Origin of the sequence: Streptomyces sp. NPDC051976, assembly GCF_040680795.1 — a bacterium.
Classification (GTDB): Bacteria; Actinomycetota; Actinomycetes; order Streptomycetales; family Streptomycetaceae; genus Actinacidiphila.
In genome coordinates this window covers 1-21,983 of sequence record NZ_JBFAXL010000066.1, presented here as the reverse complement: position 1 = coordinate 21,983, position 21,983 = coordinate 1, and the positions used below count along the sequence as shown (strand labels likewise).

Annotated in this window: 16 protein-coding genes and 1 riboswitch; of the genes, 8 read left to right on the top strand and 8 right to left on the bottom strand. The window is 70.6% G+C overall.

All coding sequences use genetic code 11. The annotated features are described in order from the left end of the window. Window positions 1–90 precede the first annotated feature (90 nt). From AB0M29_RS38475 to AB0M29_RS38465, 3 genes are all read right to left on the bottom strand, one after another. Window positions 91–1,527 (bottom strand): discoidin domain-containing protein, encoded by a 1,437-nt coding sequence (locus tag AB0M29_RS38475; protein ID WP_365391460.1) that lies wholly within the window; start codon window positions 1,525–1,527, stop codon window positions 91–93. A gap of 190 nt (window positions 1,528–1,717) precedes the next feature. Next, the gene (locus tag AB0M29_RS38470) at window positions 1,718–4,225 is read right to left on the bottom strand and encodes an endonuclease/exonuclease/phosphatase family protein (RefSeq protein WP_365391459.1); all 2,508 of its coding nucleotides are present in this window, start codon (window positions 4,223–4,225) and stop codon (window positions 1,718–1,720) included. A 180-nt stretch (window positions 4,226–4,405) separates the two neighbouring features. Continuing rightward, on the bottom strand, window positions 4,406–5,215 hold the full coding sequence (locus AB0M29_RS38465; protein WP_365391458.1) for a DeoR/GlpR family DNA-binding transcription regulator: 810 nt from the start codon (window positions 5,213–5,215) through the stop codon (window positions 4,406–4,408). A 355-nt stretch (window positions 5,216–5,570) separates the two neighbouring features. On the opposite strand from AB0M29_RS38465, the gene AB0M29_RS38460 reads away from it, so the two are divergent. Next, window positions 5,571–7,325 carry a ricin-type beta-trefoil lectin domain protein gene (locus AB0M29_RS38460; protein WP_365391457.1) on the top strand — a complete coding sequence of 585 codons (1,755 nt, stop codon included), beginning with the start codon at window positions 5,571–5,573 and terminating at the stop codon, window positions 7,323–7,325. A 68-nt stretch (window positions 7,326–7,393) separates the two neighbouring features. Here the strand turns inward: AB0M29_RS38460 and AB0M29_RS38455 are convergent, their stop codons facing one another. The 4 genes from AB0M29_RS38455 to gcvT all read right to left on the bottom strand — a co-directional run bounded on the left by AB0M29_RS38455 (window position 7,394) and on the right by gcvT (window position 11,787). Then, entirely contained in the window at window positions 7,394–8,776 is a 1,383-nt protein-coding gene (locus AB0M29_RS38455; protein ID WP_365391456.1) for an L-serine ammonia-lyase, read from the bottom strand. Between the two features lie 103 nt (window positions 8,777–8,879). Continuing rightward, the gene (gene glyA, locus AB0M29_RS38450; RefSeq protein ID WP_365391455.1) at window positions 8,880–10,160 is read right to left on the bottom strand and encodes a serine hydroxymethyltransferase; all 1,281 of its coding nucleotides are present in this window, start codon (window positions 10,158–10,160) and stop codon (window positions 8,880–8,882) included. Window positions 10,161–10,170: 10 nt separating this feature from the next. Continuing rightward, on the bottom strand, window positions 10,171–10,551 hold the full coding sequence (gcvH, locus tag AB0M29_RS38445; RefSeq protein WP_365391454.1) for a glycine cleavage system protein GcvH: 381 nt from the start codon (window positions 10,549–10,551) through the stop codon (window positions 10,171–10,173). Window positions 10,552–10,659: 108 nt separating this feature from the next. Continuing rightward, window positions 10,660–11,787 (bottom strand): glycine cleavage system aminomethyltransferase GcvT, encoded by a 1,128-nt coding sequence (gene gcvT / locus AB0M29_RS38440; protein WP_365391453.1) that lies wholly within the window; start codon window positions 11,785–11,787, stop codon window positions 10,660–10,662. 180 nt (window positions 11,788–11,967) lie between these two features. Beyond that, window positions 11,968–12,067, bottom strand: a riboswitch (glycine riboswitch). Window positions 12,068–12,183: 116 nt separating this feature from the next. Here gcvT and AB0M29_RS38435 point away from each other — a divergent pair. Together AB0M29_RS38435 and AB0M29_RS38430 are read left to right on the top strand one after the other, a co-directional pair. Next, window positions 12,184–12,945, top strand: coding sequence for an enhanced serine sensitivity protein SseB (locus AB0M29_RS38435; protein ID WP_365391452.1), 762 nt, complete (start codon window positions 12,184–12,186; stop codon window positions 12,943–12,945). A 191-nt stretch (window positions 12,946–13,136) separates the two neighbouring features. Next, on the top strand, window positions 13,137–13,862 hold the full coding sequence (locus AB0M29_RS38430) for an enhanced serine sensitivity protein SseB C-terminal domain-containing protein (protein WP_365391477.1): 726 nt from the start codon (window positions 13,137–13,139) through the stop codon (window positions 13,860–13,862). Here the strand turns inward: AB0M29_RS38430 and AB0M29_RS38425 are convergent. Next, entirely contained in the window at window positions 13,851–15,419 is a 1,569-nt protein-coding gene (locus AB0M29_RS38425) for a DUF885 family protein (RefSeq protein WP_365391451.1), read from the bottom strand. The two genes, AB0M29_RS38430 and AB0M29_RS38425, sit on opposite strands and share 12 nt — an antisense overlap. Before the next feature lie 291 nt (window positions 15,420–15,710). Between AB0M29_RS38425 and AB0M29_RS38420 the strand changes: the two genes are divergently transcribed. The 5 genes from AB0M29_RS38420 to AB0M29_RS38400 all read left to right on the top strand — a co-directional run bounded on the left by AB0M29_RS38420 (window position 15,711) and on the right by AB0M29_RS38400 (window position 21,838). Next, on the top strand, window positions 15,711–16,709 hold the full coding sequence (locus AB0M29_RS38420; RefSeq protein ID WP_365391450.1) for an ABC transporter permease: 999 nt from the start codon (window positions 15,711–15,713) through the stop codon (window positions 16,707–16,709). A 70-nt stretch (window positions 16,710–16,779) separates the two neighbouring features. Beyond that, on the top strand, window positions 16,780–18,552 hold the full coding sequence (locus AB0M29_RS38415) for an ABC transporter substrate-binding protein (RefSeq protein WP_365391449.1): 1,773 nt from the start codon (window positions 16,780–16,782) through the stop codon (window positions 18,550–18,552). 102 nt (window positions 18,553–18,654) lie between these two features. Next, window positions 18,655–19,668 carry an ABC transporter permease gene (locus AB0M29_RS38410; RefSeq protein WP_365391448.1) on the top strand — a complete coding sequence of 338 codons (1,014 nt, stop codon included), beginning with the start codon at window positions 18,655–18,657 and terminating at the stop codon, window positions 19,666–19,668. Window positions 19,669–19,727: 59 nt separating this feature from the next. Then, the gene (locus tag AB0M29_RS38405) at window positions 19,728–20,771 is read left to right on the top strand and encodes an ABC transporter ATP-binding protein (RefSeq protein WP_365391476.1); all 1,044 of its coding nucleotides are present in this window, start codon (window positions 19,728–19,730) and stop codon (window positions 20,769–20,771) included. A gap of 44 nt (window positions 20,772–20,815) precedes the next feature. Next, window positions 20,816–21,838, top strand: a complete 1,023-nt coding sequence (locus tag AB0M29_RS38400; protein ID WP_365391475.1) for a dipeptide ABC transporter ATP-binding protein — start codon at window positions 20,816–20,818, stop codon at window positions 21,836–21,838. The last annotated feature ends 145 nt before the right edge of the window (window positions 21,839–21,983 follow it).

Sequence of the window (21,983 nt, the reverse complement as noted above, 5' to 3'; positions counted from 1 at the left end):
AGGTCCGGCCCGCCCTCCCCGTCACAGCGGTCGTACGGTCGGCCGACCCCGGACGCGGTCGGGACGGGGTCGGCCGACGTGAGGGTGCGGTCAGCTGCCGAGCACCTGGAACTCGTACAGCGAGTAGCCGTACGGCGTGCCGCGCTGGGTGCCGTACATCCGCACATAGCGGCCCGACCCGCTGACATTGAGGGTCTGGTTGCCCCCGGTGCCGGTGGTCGTGGAGTAGACCGTCGTCCAGTTGGTGCCGTCGTTGGACGTCTGGATCTGGAACGCCTTGGCGTAGGCGGCCTCCCAGTTCAGCTTCACCTGGCTGATGCTGTGCGTGGCGCCGAGGTCGACCCGGAGCCACTGCGGGTCGGCGAAGGCGCTGGACCAGCGGGTGCCGGTGTTGCCGTCGACCGCGGCCGAGGCGGGGAAGCTCGCGTTCTCGGTGGACGACGACGTCGCCGGGTGGCCCTGGGAGAGCAGCGTCGCGCCGCCACTGCCGCCGGGGGTCTTGTTGTAGACGGCCACGTAGTCGATGTTCATCTGGCCGCCGGAGACGGTCGCCGCGTTGGGGCCGCCGCCGAACGCGTCGGGGAAGCCGCCGCCCATCGCCAGGTCGTAGATGATGAAGAACGGGTGGTCGACCGCGTTGGCCCAGGTGGTGGCGTCGACCTGGTTGGCGTTGACGGTGAAGTAGTTGTTGCCGTCCAGGTACCAGCGGATCTGCTCGGGCGAGACCGAGCGGTCGATCTGCACCGCGTAGGTGTGGTACGCCGACTGGCAGCCGGAGCAGGCACGTTCACCGCTGCCGATACCGGTGGACTCGTTGCACGGCCCGCCCGGGTTCACCCCGCAGTGCAGGGTGCCGAAGACGGAGCTGCGGCTGTTGATGTCCTCCAGGATGTCGACCTCGCCGGAGCCCGGCCAGGAGACCCCGGCGCGCAGCGGCGAGCCGAGCATCCAGAACGCGGGCCAGTACCCGGCGCCGTTGGCCGTGGTGAGGTTCGGCTGCTGGATCGACGACTGCATCATCACGACGCCGCCGGGAGGCGCCCCGAAGGTCGCCGCCTGGGTCTCGATCCGGCCCGAGGTCCAGCCGGAGCGCGGGTCGGTGCCCGAGTGCAGTGCCTTCAGCACCAGATGGCCGTTGCCGTCCTGGTAGACGTTGGAGGTGCTGTTGGTCATCGTCTCGATCTCACCGGTGCCGAAGCTGCTGCCCGGCCCGGTGTCGTACTTCCAGTTGCCGCCGTCGACCCCGGTGCCCGAGGCGCCGTTGAAGTCGTCGCTCCAGGTGGTGGTGAAGCCGGAGGGCGGTCCGGGGACGGCGCCCGGCGCGGCGGCCGCCGCGGGGTGGACGCCCGCCGCCGGGACGGCCGCGCCGCCGGGCGAGGCCGCGACGGTGAGGCCCGTGACGCTCAACGCGCCGACGGCCAGCGCCGCGAGGGTGAGGCGGACCCGGGAACGGCGACCGCGGTGCCGTCCGGGGGAGGGGCTCCCGGCGGCGGTTTGTTCCTGACCTGATGCGTGTCCGGTGGACATGCGGGGTACTCCTGTCTGACCGGGTGGGGGACCGTGCAGGTGGGCGCTGTGAGAGCGCTCTCTCAGTCAGGATGATGTCTATAACCCTTGAATGCTCGCGTCAAGAATTCGTTCAACACCCGCACGTCAGAAGGCGACGGGCGGACCGGGAAACCCCGGTCCGCCCGCCTGGCGCCTCAACTGCCGTACGTCACGGCTTGAACCGCACCACCTGCGGGTCGTGGTCGCTCGTCTGGTTGGCGAACTCCGAGTTGATGTGCACCACGTCGTACTCGACGTGCCGCAGGTTCGGGCTCACCAGGATGTGGTCGAGCACCTGCGAGTTGCCCTCGTAGACGTAGGAGTAACGCTCCTGCTTGGGCAGCGTGTTCACCAGGTCGGTGAGGACCGAGCCGTTGCCGGTCAGGCTCTGCACCGCGGGCGAGAACTGGTAGTCGTTCAGGTCGCCCAGGACGACGACGCGCGCGTTGTGGTCCGCGCTCTCCAGCCGCTGGAGGAAGTCGTGCTCGGCGATGGCCTGCTTCACCCGCTGCACCTCGGAGCTGCGCACCGGCGGCTGGAAGCGGCTGTCGATGCCCTGGTCGCCGCCCTTGCTGTCGAAGTGGTTGGCGATCACGAAGAGCTTCTTGCCGCGGAAGGTGAACTCACCGGCCAGCGGCTTGCGGCTGTCGTTCCACGCCTCGTTGCCCGGGTCGATCCGGCCGGGCGAGGCGGTCAGCGCGGTGCTGTCGCCGGTGCCGGTGATGCCGACCGCGGTGGTGGAGTCGCCGCCGGGGCGGTCGGTGAAGCTCACCCGCAGCGGGTTGTAGAGGAACGCCTGGCGGATGTTGCCGCCGGGCTGGCCGCCGTCCTTGTCGTTGACCGGGTCGATCTCACGCCAGGAGTACTGCGGGCCGCCCGCCGCCACGATGGCGTCGGTGAGCTTCTTCAGCGTCTGGTCCGCGGCGACCGTGCCGTCGTCGGTGGCGCCGCTGTTGTCCTGGATCTCCTCCAGCGCCACCACGTCGGGCGAGCGCAGGTTGGTGACCAGGCCGGTGGCCAGCCGGGCGAACTTCGCCGGGTCGTTGTCCGGCGCCAGGTTCTCCACGTTGTACGTCGCCAGCGTCGCCTGGTCGGAAGCGGCCCGGTCGGTGACCTCGGGCTGGATGCCGCCGCTGCTGACGGTGCCGAGCGTGTTCGCCACCACCGTGTACGTACCGGCGAACTGGTTGTAGTCCAGCGGCCCGGTGGTGTCGCCGGTGAGGGTGTCGCCGACGTTGGCCGTCGGGAACGCCTCGGTGGCGGTCGGGATCAGCGACTGCACCATCAGGCGGCCGGAGTTGGGCTGGTCGTAGCCGGTGTAGAGGGTGCCGCCGCGCCGGGTCGGGTTCTGGCCCGGCTTCACCGTCACCCACAGCTCGGAGTACTTGTCGGTGGCGCCGACGACGCGGGCGTCGGAGATCCGCACGTTCATGCCCTCGAGCGAGGCGTACAGGTCCAGCGCGAAGTCCGCGGGCCGCAGCGGCAGATCGGCGATGGTGCCGCCGCCGACGCTCGGCACGAAGGCGTCCGGCACGTCGCGCCGGTCGAGCACCACGGGCGCGGGCACGGCGTTGCCGGAGGAGACCTTGGTGACCGTCGGCTTGGTCAGCTCGGTGACGGACTGCTCACCGGCCGAGGAGCCGCCCGGGTAGAACTCCGAGACCGTAGCGGCCACCGAGACGCTGTCGCCCACGGCGACGGTCGGCGCGGAGCTGGTGTAGACGAAGATGCCCTCGCTGGTACGGGGATCGGCGTCCGGGTTCGGGTCCTGCATCCAGAAGCCCTTGGACGAGCCGTAGGTGCGCACTCCCGTGACGATGCCGGTCGCGCCGGTGACCGCCTTGCCCGCCAGCGGCGAGTAGCGGGTGATGCCCTGGATGTCGTGGATCTTCGCCTCGGTCGGCGGCGTCGTGGTCGGCGGCGGCGTCGTGGGCGGGGCGGTGGTGGTCGGCGTGGAGGTCGGGGTGCCCGTCGGGCCGCCGCCGGTGCCCGCGGCGCCCGGGGTGGGCGCTCCCGCGGTGAAGTCGGCTGCGTTGTCGTCCGAGTCGGTCGGCGAAGTCCTGGCCACGGAGGCGGTGTTGCTCGCCCCGGCCGCCGGGCCGCTGCCCTCGTGCACCACCGCGGTGCCGTAGCCCACCAGGTCGCGGATGGTGGTGTCGGCGGCGCAGTCGGCGGCCGTCACACAGGTCAGCGGGTCGGTGCCGTGCACCAGGGCCACGGTGCCGGTGGTCCCCGACATGTTGATGGCGCCGCTCGCGTCCGGCGTCGGCAGCGGGGTCGTCCCGCCGGTGCCCGCGCCCTCGCCGACGAGGTAGCGCCCGCCCGCGCCCAGTGAGCCGGTCAGCGCGGTGACCTGCCACTTGGACGTGGCGGTCGGGGCGCCCGGCAGATACTGCACGGTCCAGCCGGTGAGGTCCAGCGGCGCGGAACCGGCGTTCGCCAGCTCGATGAAGTCATTGGTGTACGTGGCGCCGGAGTTGCCGCCGCCTCCGTACACCTCGGAGATCAGGCCGTCGGCCGAGGGCGTCGCGAAGGCGCTGTGCACGCCCACGGCCGCGAGGACGACAGCGCCCGCTATCCCGATCGAGACGAGCCGCTTGCGGTTCCCGGCCGAGCCGGGTCTGGCGGGGCGGGGCGTGGCCCCGGAGTTGTGCGACACCGAGAGGGTCTCCTTCATGCGGAGCGGTCTGCGGGAGAGTGAAGATGACAGCGCGTCAACCGCGGTGGCGGAGGAGGCGCGATCGCTCAAGATACGCGCGTAGACCCCGTCGTAGAAGGAGCGTCCAGGTTAAATCTGGGTTGTTTTCGGCCGGGTACGCGTTGACGGCGGCGCGATCCGGCCCGATCTGGCGGTGGGTCAGACCACCGTGACGGCGATCCCTGCGTCCTCGAAACGGGCGATCGTCTCCGGTGCGATGGCGTCGTCCGTGATCAGCGCGTCGACGGTCTCGGCGCCGCAGATCCTGGCGAAGGCCCGCTTGGTGAACTTGGAGGCGTCGGCGGCCACCACCACGCGCTGCGCCCGCTCGGCCAGCAGCCGGTTGATGCTCGCCTCGTCCTCGTGGTGCGCGTAGGCGCCGCGCTCGGGGTCGATGGCGTCGACGCCGAGCACCGCGATGTCCAGGGTGATCTCCTGCAGCACGCCCCGGGCCAGCGGCCCGGTCAGCTCGTACGACTGGGGGCGGGCGACTCCGCCGGTGACCACGATCTTGATCTGCGGCCGGATCACCAGCTCGTTGGCGATGTTGAGCGCGTTGGTCACCACGGTGAGCACCGGCTGGCCGACCGTGGTGCCCGTGCCCGGGGTGCCGGCCGCCGCGATGTCGCCGCGCAGTGCGAGCGCCCTGGCCACCTCGGTGGTCGTGGTGCCGCCGGTGAAGCCGACGACGTCCCCGGCGGTGACGATCGCGGCCACCGCGGTGCCGATCCGCTGCTTCTGCGACGCCTGCCGGGCCGTCCGGTAGCGCAGCGGCAGCTCGTAGGAGACGCCGTGGGCGACCGCGCCGCCGCGGGTGCGGGTGAGCATCTGCTGCTCGGAGAGCTGGTCGAGATCCCGGCGGATGGTGGCGGTCGAGACGTTCAGCGCGAGCGCGGCGTCGTCCACCTCCAAGCGACCGTGCTCGGCCAGGAGATCCAGAAGTGCGGTCCACCGGGCGTCCCTGGACACGGGCGTTCTCCTCGATTGCGTCTGCTCGCAGCTTTTTGGTCCGCACAGCGTCGCACATGACGGGGTACGCAGTCGGTGAGCCTGCGTCAGTACGCCGCACTCTGCTTGATACTGAAGGACAATCAGCGCAATTCAGCATTTATCGGACTGACTGCGAGGGAAGGAGCCGTAGGCCGATACAGCCGCGTGGCCCGTCTGCACTGCGTGAGTGAATTTGATCGTTCAAGCCGCCATATTGACAGTTACGCGCAGCGGCTGCGCATCATTGCGCAGTACCGCACTCCTCGTCCGCCCCACCGGCACACGCTCCAGCCTGCTTCTCCCCGAGCCCGCTACCAGCGTCAGGAGTACCCCCGTGCCCCGCCCCCACCGCTCACGAAGCCGTCGTACCGCGCGGGTGGCGTTGACCGCCGCGCTGCTGTGTCTTCCGTTCACCGCCTCCGCCGCCAGTGCCACGTCTCCGTCCGCGTCGTCCGGGTCCGCGGCTCCCGCCGCTCATGCCGCGGCTGCCGCTCCCGCCGCGACCGCCTCGCTGCTCGCGCCGACCCCGCCGATGGGCTGGAACGACTGGGCCCACTACCAGTGCGACGTCACCGAGCAGATCGTCACCGCCAACGCCGACGCCCTGGTCTCCACCGGCCTCGCCGCCAAGGGCTATCGCACGGTGACCGTGGACGACTGCTGGATGACGCACGCGCGCGACGCCTCCGGCACCCTCGTCGCCGACCCGGTGAAGTTCCCGCACGGCATGGCCTGGCTGGGCGCGTATCTGCACGCGCGCGGCCTGAAGTTCGGCATCTACGAGGACGCCGGATCGTCCACCTGCGGCGGCTACCCCGGCAGCGGCCAGCCGCAGGGCGGCGGCGCCGACCACTTCGCCCACGACGCGGCGACCTACGCCTCCTGGGGCGTGGACTACCTCAAGCTCGACGGCTGCAACCTGTACGTCGCTCCCGGCCAGACCCAGGAGCAGGCGTACCGGCAGGCGTACGACGCCCAGTCGGCCGCGCTGCGCTCCTCGGGCCGCGACATCGTCTTCTCCGAGTCCGCGCCCGCGTACTTCCAGAACGGCGAGTGGGGCAGCCCGTCGTGGTTCTCGGTGCTCTCCTGGACCGGCCTGGACGGCCAGCTCTGGCGCGAGGGCTGGGACATCAAGATCTTCAACGCCTCCCAGCCGACGATCAACCGCTGGCCGAGCGTCATGGCGAACTACGGCTACAACCGCTGGATCGGCCGCTACGCCAAGCCCGGCAACTGGAACGACCCCGACTTCCTCATCGCCGGCGCGGGCGGGCTCACCGACGACGAGTCCCGTAGCCAGGTCGCGCTCTGGTCGATGATGGCGGCGCCGATGATCCTCTCCTCCGACGTGGGCGCCCTCTCCCCGGCGATCGTGTCGGCGCTCGGCAACAGCGGTCTGCTCGCGGTCGACCAGGACAGCGCGGGCCACCAAGCGGGCGTGGTGTCCAGCTCGTCCTCCACCGACGTGCTGGCCAGGCCGCTGGCCAACGGCGACCGCGCGGTCGCGGTGCTCAACCGCGGCTCCACCGCGCAGACGGTGAGCCAGCCGCTGTCCGGTGTCGGCCTGTCCGGCTGCGCGGTCAGCGCCAGGAACCTGTGGACCGGGACCAGTTCCACCGTCGCTGCCGGTGGCGCGCTCACCGCGACCGTCCCCGCCCACGGCACCGCGATCTGGCGGATCACCCCCGGCCAGGGCTGCGGCCCCGCCGTCCCCACCGGCCAGCTCACCGGCAACGGCGCCAAGTGCGCCGACGTCTCCGGCAGCGGCACCGCCGACGGCACCCCGGTGATCCTCTACACCTGCGGCGGCACGGCCAACCAGCGCTGGACCCTGGGCTCCGACCGTACGGTGCGGTCACTGGGCAAGTGCCTGACCGCCGACGGCACCACGGCCGGCACCCGCGCCACCCTCGCCACCTGCTCGGGCGCCGCCACGCAGGCGTGGACCCCCACCGCCGACGGCACCCTGCGCACCTCCACCGGGCTCTGCCTCGACGTCCAGGGCGGCGGCTCGGCCGACACCACCCCGCTGGAGATCTGGGGCTGCGGAAACCTCCAGGTCAACCAGGTCTGGTCGCTGCCCAACTGACGCCCGACCGGGAACGCCGCCGCCCCGCCTCCCGACACCTGGGAAGCGGGGCGGCGCGGTCTACGGCCTCAGCATTCGATGACGTTGACGGCGAGGCCGCCGCGTGCGGTCTCCTTGTACTTGATCTTCATGTCGGCGCCGGTCTCCTTCATGGTCTTGATGACCTTGTCCAGGGAGACGTGGTGGCGGCCGTCGCCGCGCATCGCCATCTTCGCCGCGGTGATCGCCTTGACCGCCGCCATGCCGTTGCGCTCGATGCACGGGATCTGCACCAGACCGCCCACCGGGTCGCAGGTCAGGCCGAGGTTGTGCTCCATCCCGATCTCGGCGGCGTTCTCCACCTGCTCCACCGAGCCGCCCAGCACCTCCGCCAGACCGCCGGCGGCCATCGAGCACGCCGAGCCGACCTCGCCCTGGCAGCCCACCTCCGCACCCGAGATGGAGGCGTTCTCCTTGAACAGCATCCCGATCGCCCCCGCCGCCAGCAGGTAGCGCACGATGGCGTCCTCCTGCTCGGCCTGCGTGGAGCGGTGCGCGACGAAGTTCAGGTAGTAGTGCAGCACCGCCGGAATGATCCCGGCCGCCCCGTTCGTCGGCGCGGTCACCACCCGGCCGCCCGCGGCGTTCTCCTCGTTGACCGCCATCGCGTACAGGGTCACCCACTCCATGGCGTGCGCGGTCGGGTCACCCTCGGCGCGCAGCTGGCGGGCGGACTGGGCGGCGCGGCGGCGGACCTTCAGCCCGCCGGGCAGGATGCCCTCGCGCGACATCCCGCGCTGCACGCAGCCCTGCATGGTCTGCCAGATCTCCAGCAGCCCGGCCCGGATCTCGGCCTCACCGCGCCAGGCCTTCTCGTTCTCCAGCATCAGCGCCGAGATCGACAGCCCCGTCTCGTGCGACAGGCGCAGGAGTTCGTCGCCGGTGCGGAACGGGTGGCGCAGCACGGTGTCGTCGAGCTTGATCCGGTCCTCGCCGACCGCCTCCTCGTCCACCACGAAGCCGCCGCCGACCGAGTAGTACGTCTTCTCCAGCAGCACACCGCCGTCGGCGTCGTAGGCGAAGAGCATCATCCCGTTGGCGTGGTAGGGCAGCGACTTGCGCCGGTGCAGCACCAGCTGCGTCGCCGGGTCGAAGGCGATCTCGTGCGCCCCCAGCAGAGACAGCCGGCCCGAGGCGTGGATCGCGGCCACCTCGTCGTCGGCGGCCTCCACATCCACCGTCCGCGGTGAACGCCCCGACAACCCCAGCAGCACCGCCTTCGGCGTGCCGTGCCCGTGCCCGGTCGCGCCCAGCGAACCGAACAGCTCGGCACGCACCGAGGCGGTATGGGTCAGCAGACCCTCGTTCTTCAGCCGGTGGACGAAGATCCCGGCGGCCCGCATCGGGCCCACGGTGTGCGAGCTCGACGGGCCTATGCCGATCGAGAACAGATCGAAGACCGAAATGGCCACGGGTAACGCACTCCTCGCTTGATGCGGACGCCCTTGTCCGCCGGGGTGTGTCGGGCGGGGCCGCCGGTGCGCGGCGGCCCCGCCCGGTGGTGCGGGTCCAGGGCTACTTGCTCAGCCCGGGGTACAGCGGGTGCTTCGCGGCCAGTGCCGAGACACGGTCGCGCAGCGCGGTGCGGTCGCCGTCGCTGAACGGCGACGGGGCCTTCAGAGCGGTGGCGATGACATCCGCGACCTCGCGGAAGTCGTCCGGGCCGAAGCCGCGGGTGGCCAGCGCCGGGGTGCCGATCCGCAGACCCGAGGTGACCATCGGGGGCCGCGGGTCGTTCGGGATGGCGTTGCGGTTGACGGTGATGCCGACCTCGTGCAGCCGGTCCTCGGCCTGCTGCCCGTCGAGCGCGGAGTCACGCAGGTCGACCAGGACCAGGTGCACGTCCGTGCCGCCGGACAGTACGGAGACGCCCACCTCGGCCAGGTCCGGCTGGACCAGGCGCTCGGCCAGGATCTTCGCGCCTTCCAGCGTACGCGCCTGGCGGTCCTTGAAGTCGTCGGTGGCCGCGGCCTTGAACGCCACCGCCTTTCCGGCGATCACATGCTCCAGCGGGCCGCCCTGCTGGCCGGGGAAGACCGCGGAGTTGATCTTCTTCGCCAGCTCGGCCTTGGACAGGATCACACCGCCGCGCGGGCCGCCCAGCGTCTTGTGGGTCGTGGTGGTGACCACGTCCGCGTACGGCACGGGGGAGGGGTGCAGCCCGGCCGCGACCAGGCCCGCGAAGTGCGCCATGTCGACCATCAGGTAGGCGCCGACCTCGTCCGCGATCCGGCGGAACTCGGCGAAGTCGAGCTGCCGCGGGTACGCCGACCAGCCCGCCACGATCAGCTTCGGGCGGTGCTCCTTGGCCAGCCGCTCGACCTCGGCCATGTCGACCAGGTTGGTCTGCTCGTCGACGTGGTAGGCGGCGACCTTGTAGAGCTTGCCGGAGAAGTTGATCTTCATGCCGTGGGTGAGGTGGCCGCCGTGCGCCAGGCTCAGGCCCAGGATGGTGTCACCCGGGTTGAGCAGGGCGAACATCGCGGCCGCGTTGGCCTGCGCGCCCGAGTGCGGCTGGACGTTCGCCGCCTCCGCGCCGAAGAGCGCCTTCACCCGGTCGATGGCGAGCTGCTCGATCACGTCGACGTGCTCGCAGCCGCCGTAGTAGCGGCGCCCGGGGTAGCCCTCGGCGTACTTGTTGGTCAGCACCGAGCCCTGCGCCTCCAGGACCGAGACCGGAGCGAAGTTCTCCGACGCGATCATCTCGAGGGTGGACTGCTGCCGGTGCAGCTCGGCGTCGACGGCGGCGGCGACGTCCGGGTCGAACTCGTGCAGGGACTGGTCGAGCAGCGACACGGGAATCTCCTCAGCCCTCGATGAACGCGTCGTATTCGGCGGCGGAGAGCAGGTCCGCCGGGTCCTCGGAGACCCGCACCTTGAACAGCCAGCCGCCCTCGAAGGCGGCGGTGTTCACCAGGGCCGGGTCGTCGGCGACGTCCTGGTTGATCTCGGTGACCTCACCGGAGACCGGGGAGTAGAGGTCGCTGACGGACTTGGTGGACTCCAGCTCGCCGCAGGTCTCACCCGCGGCCACCGTGTCGCCCACCGTGGGGAGCTGCACGAAGACCACGTCGCCCAGCGCGTCGGCGGCGTGCGAGGTGATGCCCACCGTCGCGACCCCGTCCGTGGCGGCGGAGAGCCACTCGTGCTCCTTGCTGTAACGCAGGTTCTCAGGGTTGATGCTCATGACGGAATTCTCCCGGATGTGAAGGGGTGCTCGCGCGCCGGGCGACGGCAGGCGGTGGGTCGTACGGGAAGCGGTGGGTCGGTGGGCTGACCTGCGCGGCCGCGCGGGTCAGCGCTCACGCTTGTAGAACGGCAGGGCGACCACCCGGTGCGGCTCGTGGGTGCCGCGGATGTCGACCGCCACCCCCGCCGAGCCGGGCGCGGCGTGCGCGGCGTCCACGTACGCCATCGCCAGCGGCACCCCCAGGGTCGGGGACGGCGCGCCGGAGGTGACCTCGCCGATGACCGCGCCCTCGGCGTCGGTCACCGGGTGGCCCGCGCGCGGCACCCGGCGGCCCTCGGCGATCAGCCCGACGAGCTTGCGCGGCGGGACCGCCGCGGCCTTCTCGGCCGCCGCCGCCAGCGCCTCGCGGCCGACGAAGTCACCGGGCTTGTCGAACTTCACCACCCGGCCGAGACCGGCGTCGAACGGCGTCAGCGCGGTGGTCAGCTCGTGCCCGTACAGCGGCATGCCCGCCTCCAGGCGGAGCGTGTCACGGCAGGACAGACCGCACGGCACCAGGCCCGCGTCCGCGCCCGCCTCGGTGATCGCCTGCCACAGCTTCTCGGCGTCGGCGGGCGCCGAGAACAGCTCGAAGCCGTCCTCGCCGGTGTAGCCGGTACGCGCGATCAGCGCGGGCACCCCGGCGACCGTCCCGGGCAGGCCCGCGTAGTACTTCAGCCCGTCCAGGTCGGCGTCGGTCAGCGACTTCAGGATGCCGGGCGCCTCCGGGCCCTGGACGGCGATCAGCGCGTACGCGTCCCGGTCGTCGCGCACCTCGGCGCCCGCGAAACCGGCGGCCCGCTCGGTGACGGCGTCCAGCACCACCTGGGCGTTGGAGGCGTTCGCGACGATCATGTACTCCTGCTCGGCGAGCCGGTACACGATCAGGTCGTCCAGGATGCCGCCGTCGGCCGCGCAGATCATCGTGTAGCGGGCCCGGCCCACGGCGAGCGCTGACAGATGGCCGACCAGCGCGTAGTCCAGCGCCTCACCGGCCTGCGGTCCCGTGACGGTGATCTCGCCCATGTGTGAGAGGTCGAACAGGCCGGCGCGGGTGCGGACCGCCAGGTGCTCGTCGCGCTCGCTGGCGTACCGCAGCGGCATGTCCCAGCCCGCGAAGTCGGTCATGGTCGCGCCCAGCGCGCGGTGCAGGGCGTCCAGCGCGGTACGGCGGGGAGGATGGGGCTGGCTCATCGGCGGGGCTCCAGATGCTGAAGTGACGGCACAGGACGGATGTGGCGTGGCCAGAGCCCGCGGGCCCTGGCCTCCCCATCTGTCATCGGAACCTGAGAGGTTCACCGTGACCCTCGCGGGCCGCGGCTTGCACCTTGGGTGGGACGGCCCCCGCAGGGTCCGTCCGCTTTTCAGATCTGCCTCGCCCGCGCGGTATCTGTGCCTGAGAGATTCAAGGGAGGACTTGCTCCTTCGGCGCCCGGCCCCGGTCAGGGGGCCTGGACTCTCCCGCGCGGCCTCCAACGGCCGGTATGCAAGTTGTGGCGCTCATCATTGCACGATCGCCGGGGCGGCGGGCCCCCGGCCCGCTAGGGTTTCCGGGCAGGGCTGTGGCACAAGGGTGGGACAAGGGTGGACATGGACAATCCGGCGGCGTACGTATGGCCGGCCAACGAGCTGGAAGAGGTGCTCACCGCGAGCCTCGGCAACCCCTCGGCCACCCCGCGGCTGCTGGAGGTGCTCGGCCGCTCCCGGGTGTGGGTGCCGCTGCCGAACGGCGCCGCGCCGCACCAGCCCGGCTTCGACCTGCCCACCGTGGAGCTGGAGGGCGCGCCCTATGTGCCGGTCTTCAGCTCCGAGCACCAGTTCCGGAAGGCGGCCGACGGGATGCCCTGCGCCGTCGCGCCGGTCCATGAGTTCGCCCGCGGGCTGCCCCCGCTGGTCGGCATCGCCGTGAACCCCGGCGGCGCCGTGGGCGTGCCGCTGCCGCCCGCCGCCGTGGCCGACCTGTGCCGGGACCGCGGCGCCGGCGGCGACCCCGGCGCCCGCCCGACCGGCGCCCGGGTCCGGCTGTGGGAGCCCGAGCACCACGAGGAGCCGGTGGACTTCCTGGCCGCCGCGGCCGGCGAGTTCGCCGTCACCCCCGTGGTGCTCACCGCCCGCCGCGCGCTGGCCGTCGTCGAGGAGGACGCACCCGCGCTCTTCGTCGGGGTGGAGCTGGACCGATGGCAGGAGGCCGACCGGGCGGCCGCCATGGACGCCATCGGCCGCGCGCTCGGCGCCGTGCCGTGCCCGTGGCAGGTGCATCTGATCCTGCTGGACGTGGCACAGGACCCGGTCGCCGACTGGATGCTGGAGACCGTGGCGCCGTTCTTCGCCCGCGACGGCGGACACGGCTGAGCACCCGGGCGTGGACGCCGCTGCGCCACGCACACACGACCTGCTTTGATGGCGTCCGGCGCACCCGTGTGCGCCGGACGGACGGCACGGACCGGACGGACCGGACGAGCAGACCGAAACAGGGGAAGGAGCGGTCCCACGTGATCGCGGGCGCGCAAGGCGGTGCGGCGGCGGCCGGACACCTGGAGCAGATGCTCCTCCAGGTGGCTCCCGGCCGGTTCGACGCATACGAGAACCTGCTCGCGTCGCTGGCCGACGGCCAGGTGTGGATGCTGCTCTGGCACGGCACGCCGGGCTCGCCCGACGCCCAGTACGGCAACCTGGAGATCGGCGGCCACGGCTACGCGCCCTGCGTCACCTCCCCGCGGGAGCTGGCCGCCAGCGGCTGGACCCGTGACCACGAGGTGGTCTCCGGCCGCGACATCGCCCTGACACTGTTCCCCGACCGCTGGGGCCTGTGGCTCAATCCGCACGCCCACGGCGGCGGCGTCGGCATCCCCTGGCTCGACCTGCGGCGGATCGCGGGCGGCCTGGACCTGCTGCCCGCGGGACCGCTGCAGATCGGCGAACCGTCCCTGCAGATCCCGCAGTTCTACGCGCTCCTGGCCCAGGCCGCCCACCGCACCCCCGCGGTACGGGCGCTGCGCCGTGCCTGGGTGCAGCCCGCCGTGGGGGAGCCGTACCTGGCCATCGGGGTCGAGGTCTACGACGCCTCGCCGCAGGCCGTCGAGTCGGTCCGGCTGATGATGCAGCAGGCCGTCGGCGGTGTCCCCGAGGGCCTGGCCGTCTCCACGGTCGCCATGGCCGACGGCTACGACCCGGTCGCCATGTGGATGCGCGCCAACGGCCAGCCCTTCTTCGACCGCGAGGCGTACGGCGGCGGCGCGGGCTGGGGCCCGCAGGGGTCAGCCCGCTGAGCCGTGGTGGCGGTGCTTCTTCTTGCGCGGGTCGGGGGTCGCGGCGGTGAGCGCGGCGTCCATCAGCCCGAGCGGCGGACTGCCCAGTGAGAGCAGCGCGGTGTGGAAGCGGGGGAGGGAGAAGTCCTTTCCCCAGGAGCGGCGGGCGCGTTCGCGCAGCCGCATGATCTCCAGCTTCCCCCAGGTGTAGCGGCCGTAGCCCGCGTCGAAGGTGCCGCGGCGGGCCTCCGAGGCGGCGCCCGCCCGCGCCAGGTGCGCGTCCCGGATGAAGAGCTGGGTGGCCTCCTCCAGATCCATCGCCCCGGTGTGCAGCCCGATCGCGCACGTCAGCCGGGTGACCCGGACCAGCGCCTCCAGGGCGACACCGATCGCGAAGCGCGGGTCACGCGACCGGAAGCCCTCCTCCAGGCAGACCTCCTCCACGTAGTGCGCCCAGCCCTCGCAGAAGGACAGCCCGTGCAGCACCCGGCGCACCGGGGTGGCGGCCCGGCGCAGCGCCCGGCCGTGCGCGAAGTGGCCGGGAGCCACCTCGTGGACGGTGATCGAGGGCAGGCTCGTACGGCTGAAAACCGACAGCCACTCCTCGCGCTCGTCCTCGGGCCAGTCCGGCTCGGGCGGGGTCACGTGGTACCAGGACGCGGCGTCCGCCTCGGCGGGCGCGGCCCAGCTCATCATCGCCATCGCCCAGCGGCGGGACGGCGGCGCCGGGCCCACCAGGCAGTCCCCGTCCAGGTACGGCACCAGTTTGCGGGACCGGGTGAAGGCGATCACCTCGTCGGTCAGCCGGGCCGCCTCCGGGATCACCTCGTCGGCCTCCGGGTGATCGGCCAGCAGTGCGGGGATCAGCTCGTCGACCGTGCGGTGCGGGTCGAACGCACGACAGGAATCGGCCAGCAGCTCGGTCAGCCGGTCCCGCTCCCGCTGGGCCTCCGCGGCCAGCGCCGACAGGTCCACCCGCAGCCCTTCCTGACTGCCCATCAGGGACGCCAGCGCCTTCCCGCCGAGCCGCGGATCGGGGTCGCCGGTCTCCGCGGCCCGCTCGACATGGGTGACCAGCCGGGCGTGCGCGGCCAGCGCCGCGGCGGCCTCCGGACCCTGCGCCGGGTCGAGACCGGCGGCGAGCCCGCGGACCGCGCCCAGCAGCGCCCCGGCCACCGGCGCGCTCACCCGGTCCAGCGAGGTGAGCGCCCCCTCGACCGCTTCCGGCCACTGCGCCAGATGCTTGCGGCGCGCCTTGGCCCGCTCCTTGCCGGAGGCGTACTCCCGGTCGTAGCAGGCGAGTTCGAGGTTCGACAGATGCGGGTACGGGTCGCGCCTGTGCAGCTCCAGATCGGCGTACTGCACCCGCAGCGCGTCCTCGAAGACCGTGAGGTGCCGGTCGTCGTGCGGGCTCTCCAGCCGGCCCCCGGACCGCCGTGCGTGAGCCATCGCCGCCAGCGACCGGCGGACGCCGTCCGGCGACAGGTCCTGCACCCGGCCGTCGTACTCGTGGCGCCCCGCCATCTCCCGCACTATGGGCATCATCAGGTCGCATACCGCGCGCAGCCGCTCGTTCACCGTCCGACCGTACCGCGAGGTACGGGTCGGTAACGGTAGATGAATCACCACATCACAGTTATGCATCCCTTCGCTGTGAGGGCTGGCGGGTGATCGCGAAATCACAGAAGAATCCACCGGCAGAGGGCTTGCGCTTCCGAGCGCTACCCGCGTCACCTGCAGCACCTGGCACCAACCGCACTACCTTCCTTCGCTGTTCAAGATCTTGAACAGCAGCATTACTGATGAGTAAAGCCGCTACAGCGGCGGGCGCGCGCCGGTTACCCGCCGGCGAGAGGGGTCAGCTACACCATGACCGCACCGATAGAGACCACCAGCGGGCAGGCCGAGGCACAGCCGGAAGCCATCCTCACCGGGGTCGGGCGGAAAGAGATCGAGGGCAGATCCCTCGGTCAGATCGCCTGGATGCGCTTCAAACGTGACAAGGTCGCTGTGGCCGGCGGGATCGTCGTGATCCTCCTGGTGCTGCTCGCGGTGCTCGCCAAGCCCATCGAGTCGATCTTCGGGCTCGACCCGAACAACTTCCACCAGGACCTGGTCAACCCCGAACTGCTGGCCCCCAAGGGCGGCTGGGGCGGCATGAGCTGGCACCACCCGCTGGGTGTGGATCCGCAGTTCGGCCGGGACCTGCTCGCCCGCACGATCGAGGGCTCCTGGATCTCGCTGGTGGTCGCCACCGGCGCGACGATCCTCTCCAACGTGATCGGCACCGTCCTCGGCATCATCGCCGGGTACTACGGCGGCTGGGTCGACAGCGTTATCAGCCGGCTGATGGACACCTTCCTGGCGTTCCCGCTGCTGCTCTTCGCGATCTCCATCTCCGCGTCCCTGCAGGACGGCGCCTTCGGCCTCAACGGGCTGCCGCTGCGGATCTGCGTGCTGATCTTCGTGATCGGCTTCTTCAACTGGCCGTACATGGGCCGCATCGTCCGAGGCCAGACGCTCAGCCTCCGGGAGCGCGAGTTCGTGGAGGCCGCCCGCAGCCTGGGCGCCCGCGGACCGTTCATCCTCTTCCGCGAGCTGCTGCCCAACCTCGTGGCACCGATCCTCGTGTACTCCACGCTCCTGATCCCGACCAACATCCTCTTCGAGGCGGCGCTCAGCTTCCTCGGGGTCGGTATCTCTCCGCCCCAGGCCTCCTGGGGCAACATGCTCACCAGCGCCGTCGACGTATTCCAGGCCGATCCCCAGTACATGTTCGTACCGGGCATCGCCATCTTCGTCACGGTCCTGGCGTTCAACCTGCTGGGCGACGGGCTGCGAGACGCCCTCGACCCCCGCAGCAAGTGACCAGCGGCGCCATCAGCGCAGTCCGCTTTCTTTAATGCACAATCCATCGAACGAGGGGGCTTTCCTCGGCATGAACAGCAGAAAAGCGACAGCGGCGCTGGCGCTTGCCACGGCACTCGCCTTGGGAGCATCCGCCTGCAACAGCAGCAGCAGTGACAACTCGAAGGGCAGCGGGTCGAAGGGCGGCAGCTCCGCCTCCGGCACCGACGCGGCGCTCACCAGCATCGTGAACGCGTCCACCAAGAAGGGGGGGACGGTCACGATGGAGGACTCCGACGTGCCGGACTCCCTGGACCCGGGCAACACGTACTACGGCTGGGTGCAGAACGTCTCCCGCCTCTACGGTCGCACCCTGCTGACCTTCAAGCCCGCCGCGGGCAAGGACGGCCTGACCCTGGTCCCCGACCTGGCGACGGGCCTGGGCAAGGCCAGCCCGGACGCCAAGACCTGGACCTACACGCTCCGCAAGGGCGTCAAGTTCCAGGACGGCACCCCGGTGACGTCCAAGGACGTCAAGTACGCGATCGAGCGCAGCAACTTCGCGCCCGAGGTCATGGCCAACGGCCCGACGTACTTCAAGGCCTACCTCGCGGGTGGCGACAAGTACCAGGGTCCGTACAAGGACAAGAACCCCAACGGGCTCGCGTCCATCGAGACCCCGGACGACTCCACCATCGTCTTCCACCTGGCGAAGCCCTTCGCTGACTTCGACTACCTCGCCACGTTCTCGCAGACGGCCCCCGTGCCGGCCGCGAAGGACACCGGCGCGACGTACGTCCAGCACATCCAGTCGACCGGCCCCTACATGTTCTCCTCGTACACCGAGGGCTCGGGCGCCACGCTGGTCCGCAACCCGCAGTGGGACAAGTCCACGGACCCGGTCCGTACCGCGCTGCCGGACAAGTACGTCATGAAGTTCAAGGTCAACCCGCTGACCATCGACAACAACCTGCTCGCCGACAACACCACTGTCGACGCCGCCGGTGCCGGTGTGCAGCCGCAGACCCAGCCGAAGATCCTCACCAGCGCCAAGAACAAGAAGAGCAGCGACAACTCCATCGCCGGTGCGACCTCGTACCTGGCGATGAACGTCAACGTTCCTCCGTTCAACAACCCGGACTGCCGCAAGGCCGTCCAGTGGGCGATCGACAAGTCCTCGGTGCAGGACGCGGCCGGTGGCGCCGTCAAGGGCGACATCGCCTCGACGCTGCTCCCGCCGTCGGTCAACGGCTACAGCAAGTTCGACCTGTACCCGTCCGCGGACAACAAGGGCGACGCCACCAAGGCGAAGGCCGCGCTCACCGCGTGCGGCAAGCCGGGCGGCTTCAGCACCACGCTGACCGCGCGTACCGACCGTCCGTCCGAGGTCGCGATGGCCACCGCCATCCAGCAGTCGCTGAAGAAGGTCGGCATCAACGCCGACATCAAGACCTTCCCGGCCGGTAAGTACTTCTCCAACTACGTGGGTGTGCCGAGCTACGTGCACGACCACAAGCTGGGCCTGATGATGATGGCGTGGGGCGCCGACTGGCCGACCGGCTACGGCTTCCTCGACCAGATCGTCGACGGCAGCGCGATCAAGCCCTCGGGTGGCAACAACCTGATGGAGCTGAACGACCCGGGCATCAACAAGGCCCTGTCCGACGCGATCGCCAACACCGACGCCACGGCCCGTACCAAGGCCTGGGGCGACATCGACAAGATGGTGCTGGAGAACGCTTCGGTGGTGCCGCTGCTGTACCGCAAGAACCTTCTCTACCGTCCGGCCTCGGCGACCAACGTCACGGTGACGCAGGCGTACCTGGGTATGTACGACTACCTGCTGATGGGCTCCTCCAAGTAGTTGACGGGCTCCTCCACCAAGTAAGCGGAAGGCAGGTGAAGGCTTCGGTGTCCCGCCGGGCCGGGTGACCCCCGGCCCGGCGGGCCCGAACGCCGCACGGTTGTGGCTGCGTACATCATTCGACGCGTGTTCGCCGCGGTGATCCTGCTGCTGGTCGTCAGCGCAGTCACCTTCGCGATCTTCTTCCTGGTCCCCCGCCTGGGCGGGCAGACCACGACTCAGTTGGCGACCCAGTACGTGGGCAAGGACGCCAACCCGGCATCAATCCTGGCGGTCAAGAAGAACCTCGGGTTCGACCTGCCGCTGTACGAGCAGTACTGGCACTTCCTCAAGGCGCTCTTCGTCGGCGCCGACTACAAGTTCGGGCCCGACGCGACCCACTGCAACGCGCCCTGCTTCGGTTACTCCTTCAAGTCCCACGTCGAGGTGTGGCCCCAGCTGAAGGACCGCATCCCGGTCACCTTCTCGATGGCCATCGGTGCCGCGGTGATCTGGCTGATCAGCGGTGTCGCCATCGGTGTGGTCTCCGCGCTCAAGCGGGGCACGATCTTCGACCGCCTGTCCATGACGGTGGCCCTGACCGGTGTCTCCCTGCCGATCTTCTTCACCGGCATCCTGGCGCTGAGCGTGTTCACCGTGACCTGGCCGGTGTGGAGCAACGGCGTGAACTATGTGCCGTTCACCCAGAACCCGGCGGACTGGGCATGGAACCTCCTCCTGCCATGGTGTTCCCTCGCCTTCCTCTATTCGGCGCTGTACGCCCGGCTCACCCGGGCAGGCATGCTGGAGACGATGAACGAGGACTACATCCGTACCGCCAGAGCCAAGGGCCTGCGGGAACGCAATGTCGTCGGCAAGCACGCGCTGCGTGCCGCGCTGACCCCGATCGTGACGATCTTCGGTATGGACTTCGGCCTGCTCCTCGGCGGCGCGGTCATCACGGAGAACGTCTTCTCGTTCAAGGGAATCGGTGCCTACGCCATCGCCGGGGTCCAGGACAACGACCTGCCGATCGTGCTGGGCGTGACGCTCGTCGCCGCGTTCTTCATCGTCGTCAGCAATCTCCTGGTGGACCTCGTGTACGCCGCCATCGACCCCCGGGTGAGGTTCTCGTGAGCACGGCCGACAACACGCCCGAGAAGGCGAGCCTCGTCAAGGAGGCCGTCGGCGAGCCGGTGCTCGACGCGCCCGCGGCGCAGACCGACGCCTTCCTCTCGGTACGTGACCTGAAGATCCACTTCGAGACCGACGACGGTCTGGTCAAGTCCGTCGACGGCCTCAGCTTCGACCTCAAGCGCGGCCGTACCCTCGGCATCGTCGGCGAGTCGGGCTCCGGCAAGTCGGTGACGTCGCTGGGCATCATGGGCCTGCACCGCACGGCCCGCGCGAAGATCTCCGGCGAGGTCTGGCTCGACGGCGAGGAACTCGTCCACGCCGCCCCCGACCACGTACGGACCCTGCGGGGCCGCAAGATGGCGATGATCTTCCAGGACCCGCTGTCGGCGATGCACCCGTACTTCACCGTCGGTTCGCAGATCGTCGAGGCGTACCGGGTGCACCACAAGGTGCCCAAGAAGGTCGCCGCGGCGCGCGCGGTCGAGATGCTCGACCGGGTCGGCATCCCCGAGCCCAGCAAGCGCTTCTACGACTACCCGCACCAGTTCTCCGGCGGTATGCGGCAGCGCGCGATGATCGCGATGTCCCTGGTCAACAACCCCGAACTGCTGATCGCGGACGAGCCCACCACGGCGCTCGACGTGACCGTGCAGGCGCAGATCCTGGACCTCATCCGGGACCTGCAGAAGGAGTTCGGCTCGGCGGTCATCATGATCACGCACGACCTCGGCGTGGTCGCCGAGGTCGCCGACGACCTGCTGGTGATGTACGCGGGCCGCTGCGTGGAGCGCGGCGAGGCGCAGAAGCTCTTCACCGAGCCGCGGCACCCGTACACCTGGGGCCTGCTGGGCTCCATGCCGCGGATGGACCGGGAGCGCACCGACCGGCTGAACCCGGTCAAGGGCTCCCCGCCCAGCCTCATCAACGTGCCGTCCGGCTGCGCCTTCCACCCGCGCTGCCCGTACGCCACGCTGACCGGCGGCTCCTCCGAGACGCTCGTCCCCGCGCTGCACGAGGTGGCCCCCGGCCATGTCGCCGCCTGCCACCTGAGCGAGGACGACCGGAACCGGATCTGGACCGAAGAGATAGAGCCGAAGCTGTGAAGGGCCAGGACGAAGCCGTGAGCGAAACGTCGGCGAGTACCTCGCTGGAGAAGAACGTCAAGGTGCCGCACCAGGCATCAGGCGAGCCGCTGCTGAAGGTGACCGGGCTGGTCAAGCACTTCCCGATCACCAAGGGGCTGCTGCGCCGCCAGGTCGGCGCCGTCCAGGCCGTCGACGGGATCGACTTCGAGGTCGCGGCCGGCGAGACGCTCGGTGTGGTCGGCGAGTCGGGCTGCGGCAAGTCCACCATGGGCCGGCTGATCACCCGGCTGCTGGAGCCGACCGGCGGTTCGATCGAGTTCGAGGGCCGGGACATCACCCACCTGAGCACCGGGGCGATGCGCCCGATGCGGCGTGACGTCCAGATGATCTTCCAGGACCCGTTCTCGTCGCTGAACCCGCGGCACACCATCGGCACCATCGTCGGCGCCCCGTTCAAGCTGCAGAACGTGCAGACCGAGAACGGGGTGAAGAAGGAGGTGCAGAACCTCCTGGAGCTGGTGGGCCTCAGCCCCGAGCACTACAACCGCTATCCGCACGAGTTCTCCGGCGGCCAGCGGCAGCGCATCGGCATCGCCCGCGCGCTGGCGCTCAAGCCGAAGCTGATCGTCGCGGACGAGCCGGTCTCGGCGCTGGACGTGTCGATCCAGGCCCAGGTGGTCAACCTGCTGGACGACCTCCAGTCGGAGCTCGGCCTCACCTATGTGATCATCGCGCACGACCTGTCGGTCATCCGGCACGTCTCGGACCGTATCGCGGTGATGTACCTGGGCAAGGTGGTGGAGATCGGTGACCGCGAGTCGGTCTACACCAAGCCGTTCCACCCGTACACCAACGCGCTGATGTCCGCGGTGCCGGTGCCCGACCCCAAGCGGCGCCAGTCGCGTGAGCGCATCCTGCTCACCGGTGACGTGCCGTCGCCCATCGCGCCGCCGAAGGGCTGCCGCTTCCACACCCGGTGCTGGAAGGCGACCGAGGTGTGCAAGACGGAGGAGCCCAAGCTCACGGCGCTGGCGACCGGGCACCAGGTGGCGTGCCACCACCCGGAGAACGCCGACGCGGCCTGAGGGCGCGCCCTTCGGGGCGGCTCTCCCGTGTGGTCCCCTATGCCCCCGCCCAGCTCACCGGCCGCGGTACGGGCGGCACGGCCGTGCGCGGCCACGTCGGCCGGCAGCGCGGTGCCGTCGGCGACCTTCCGCTCCAGCGCGTCCC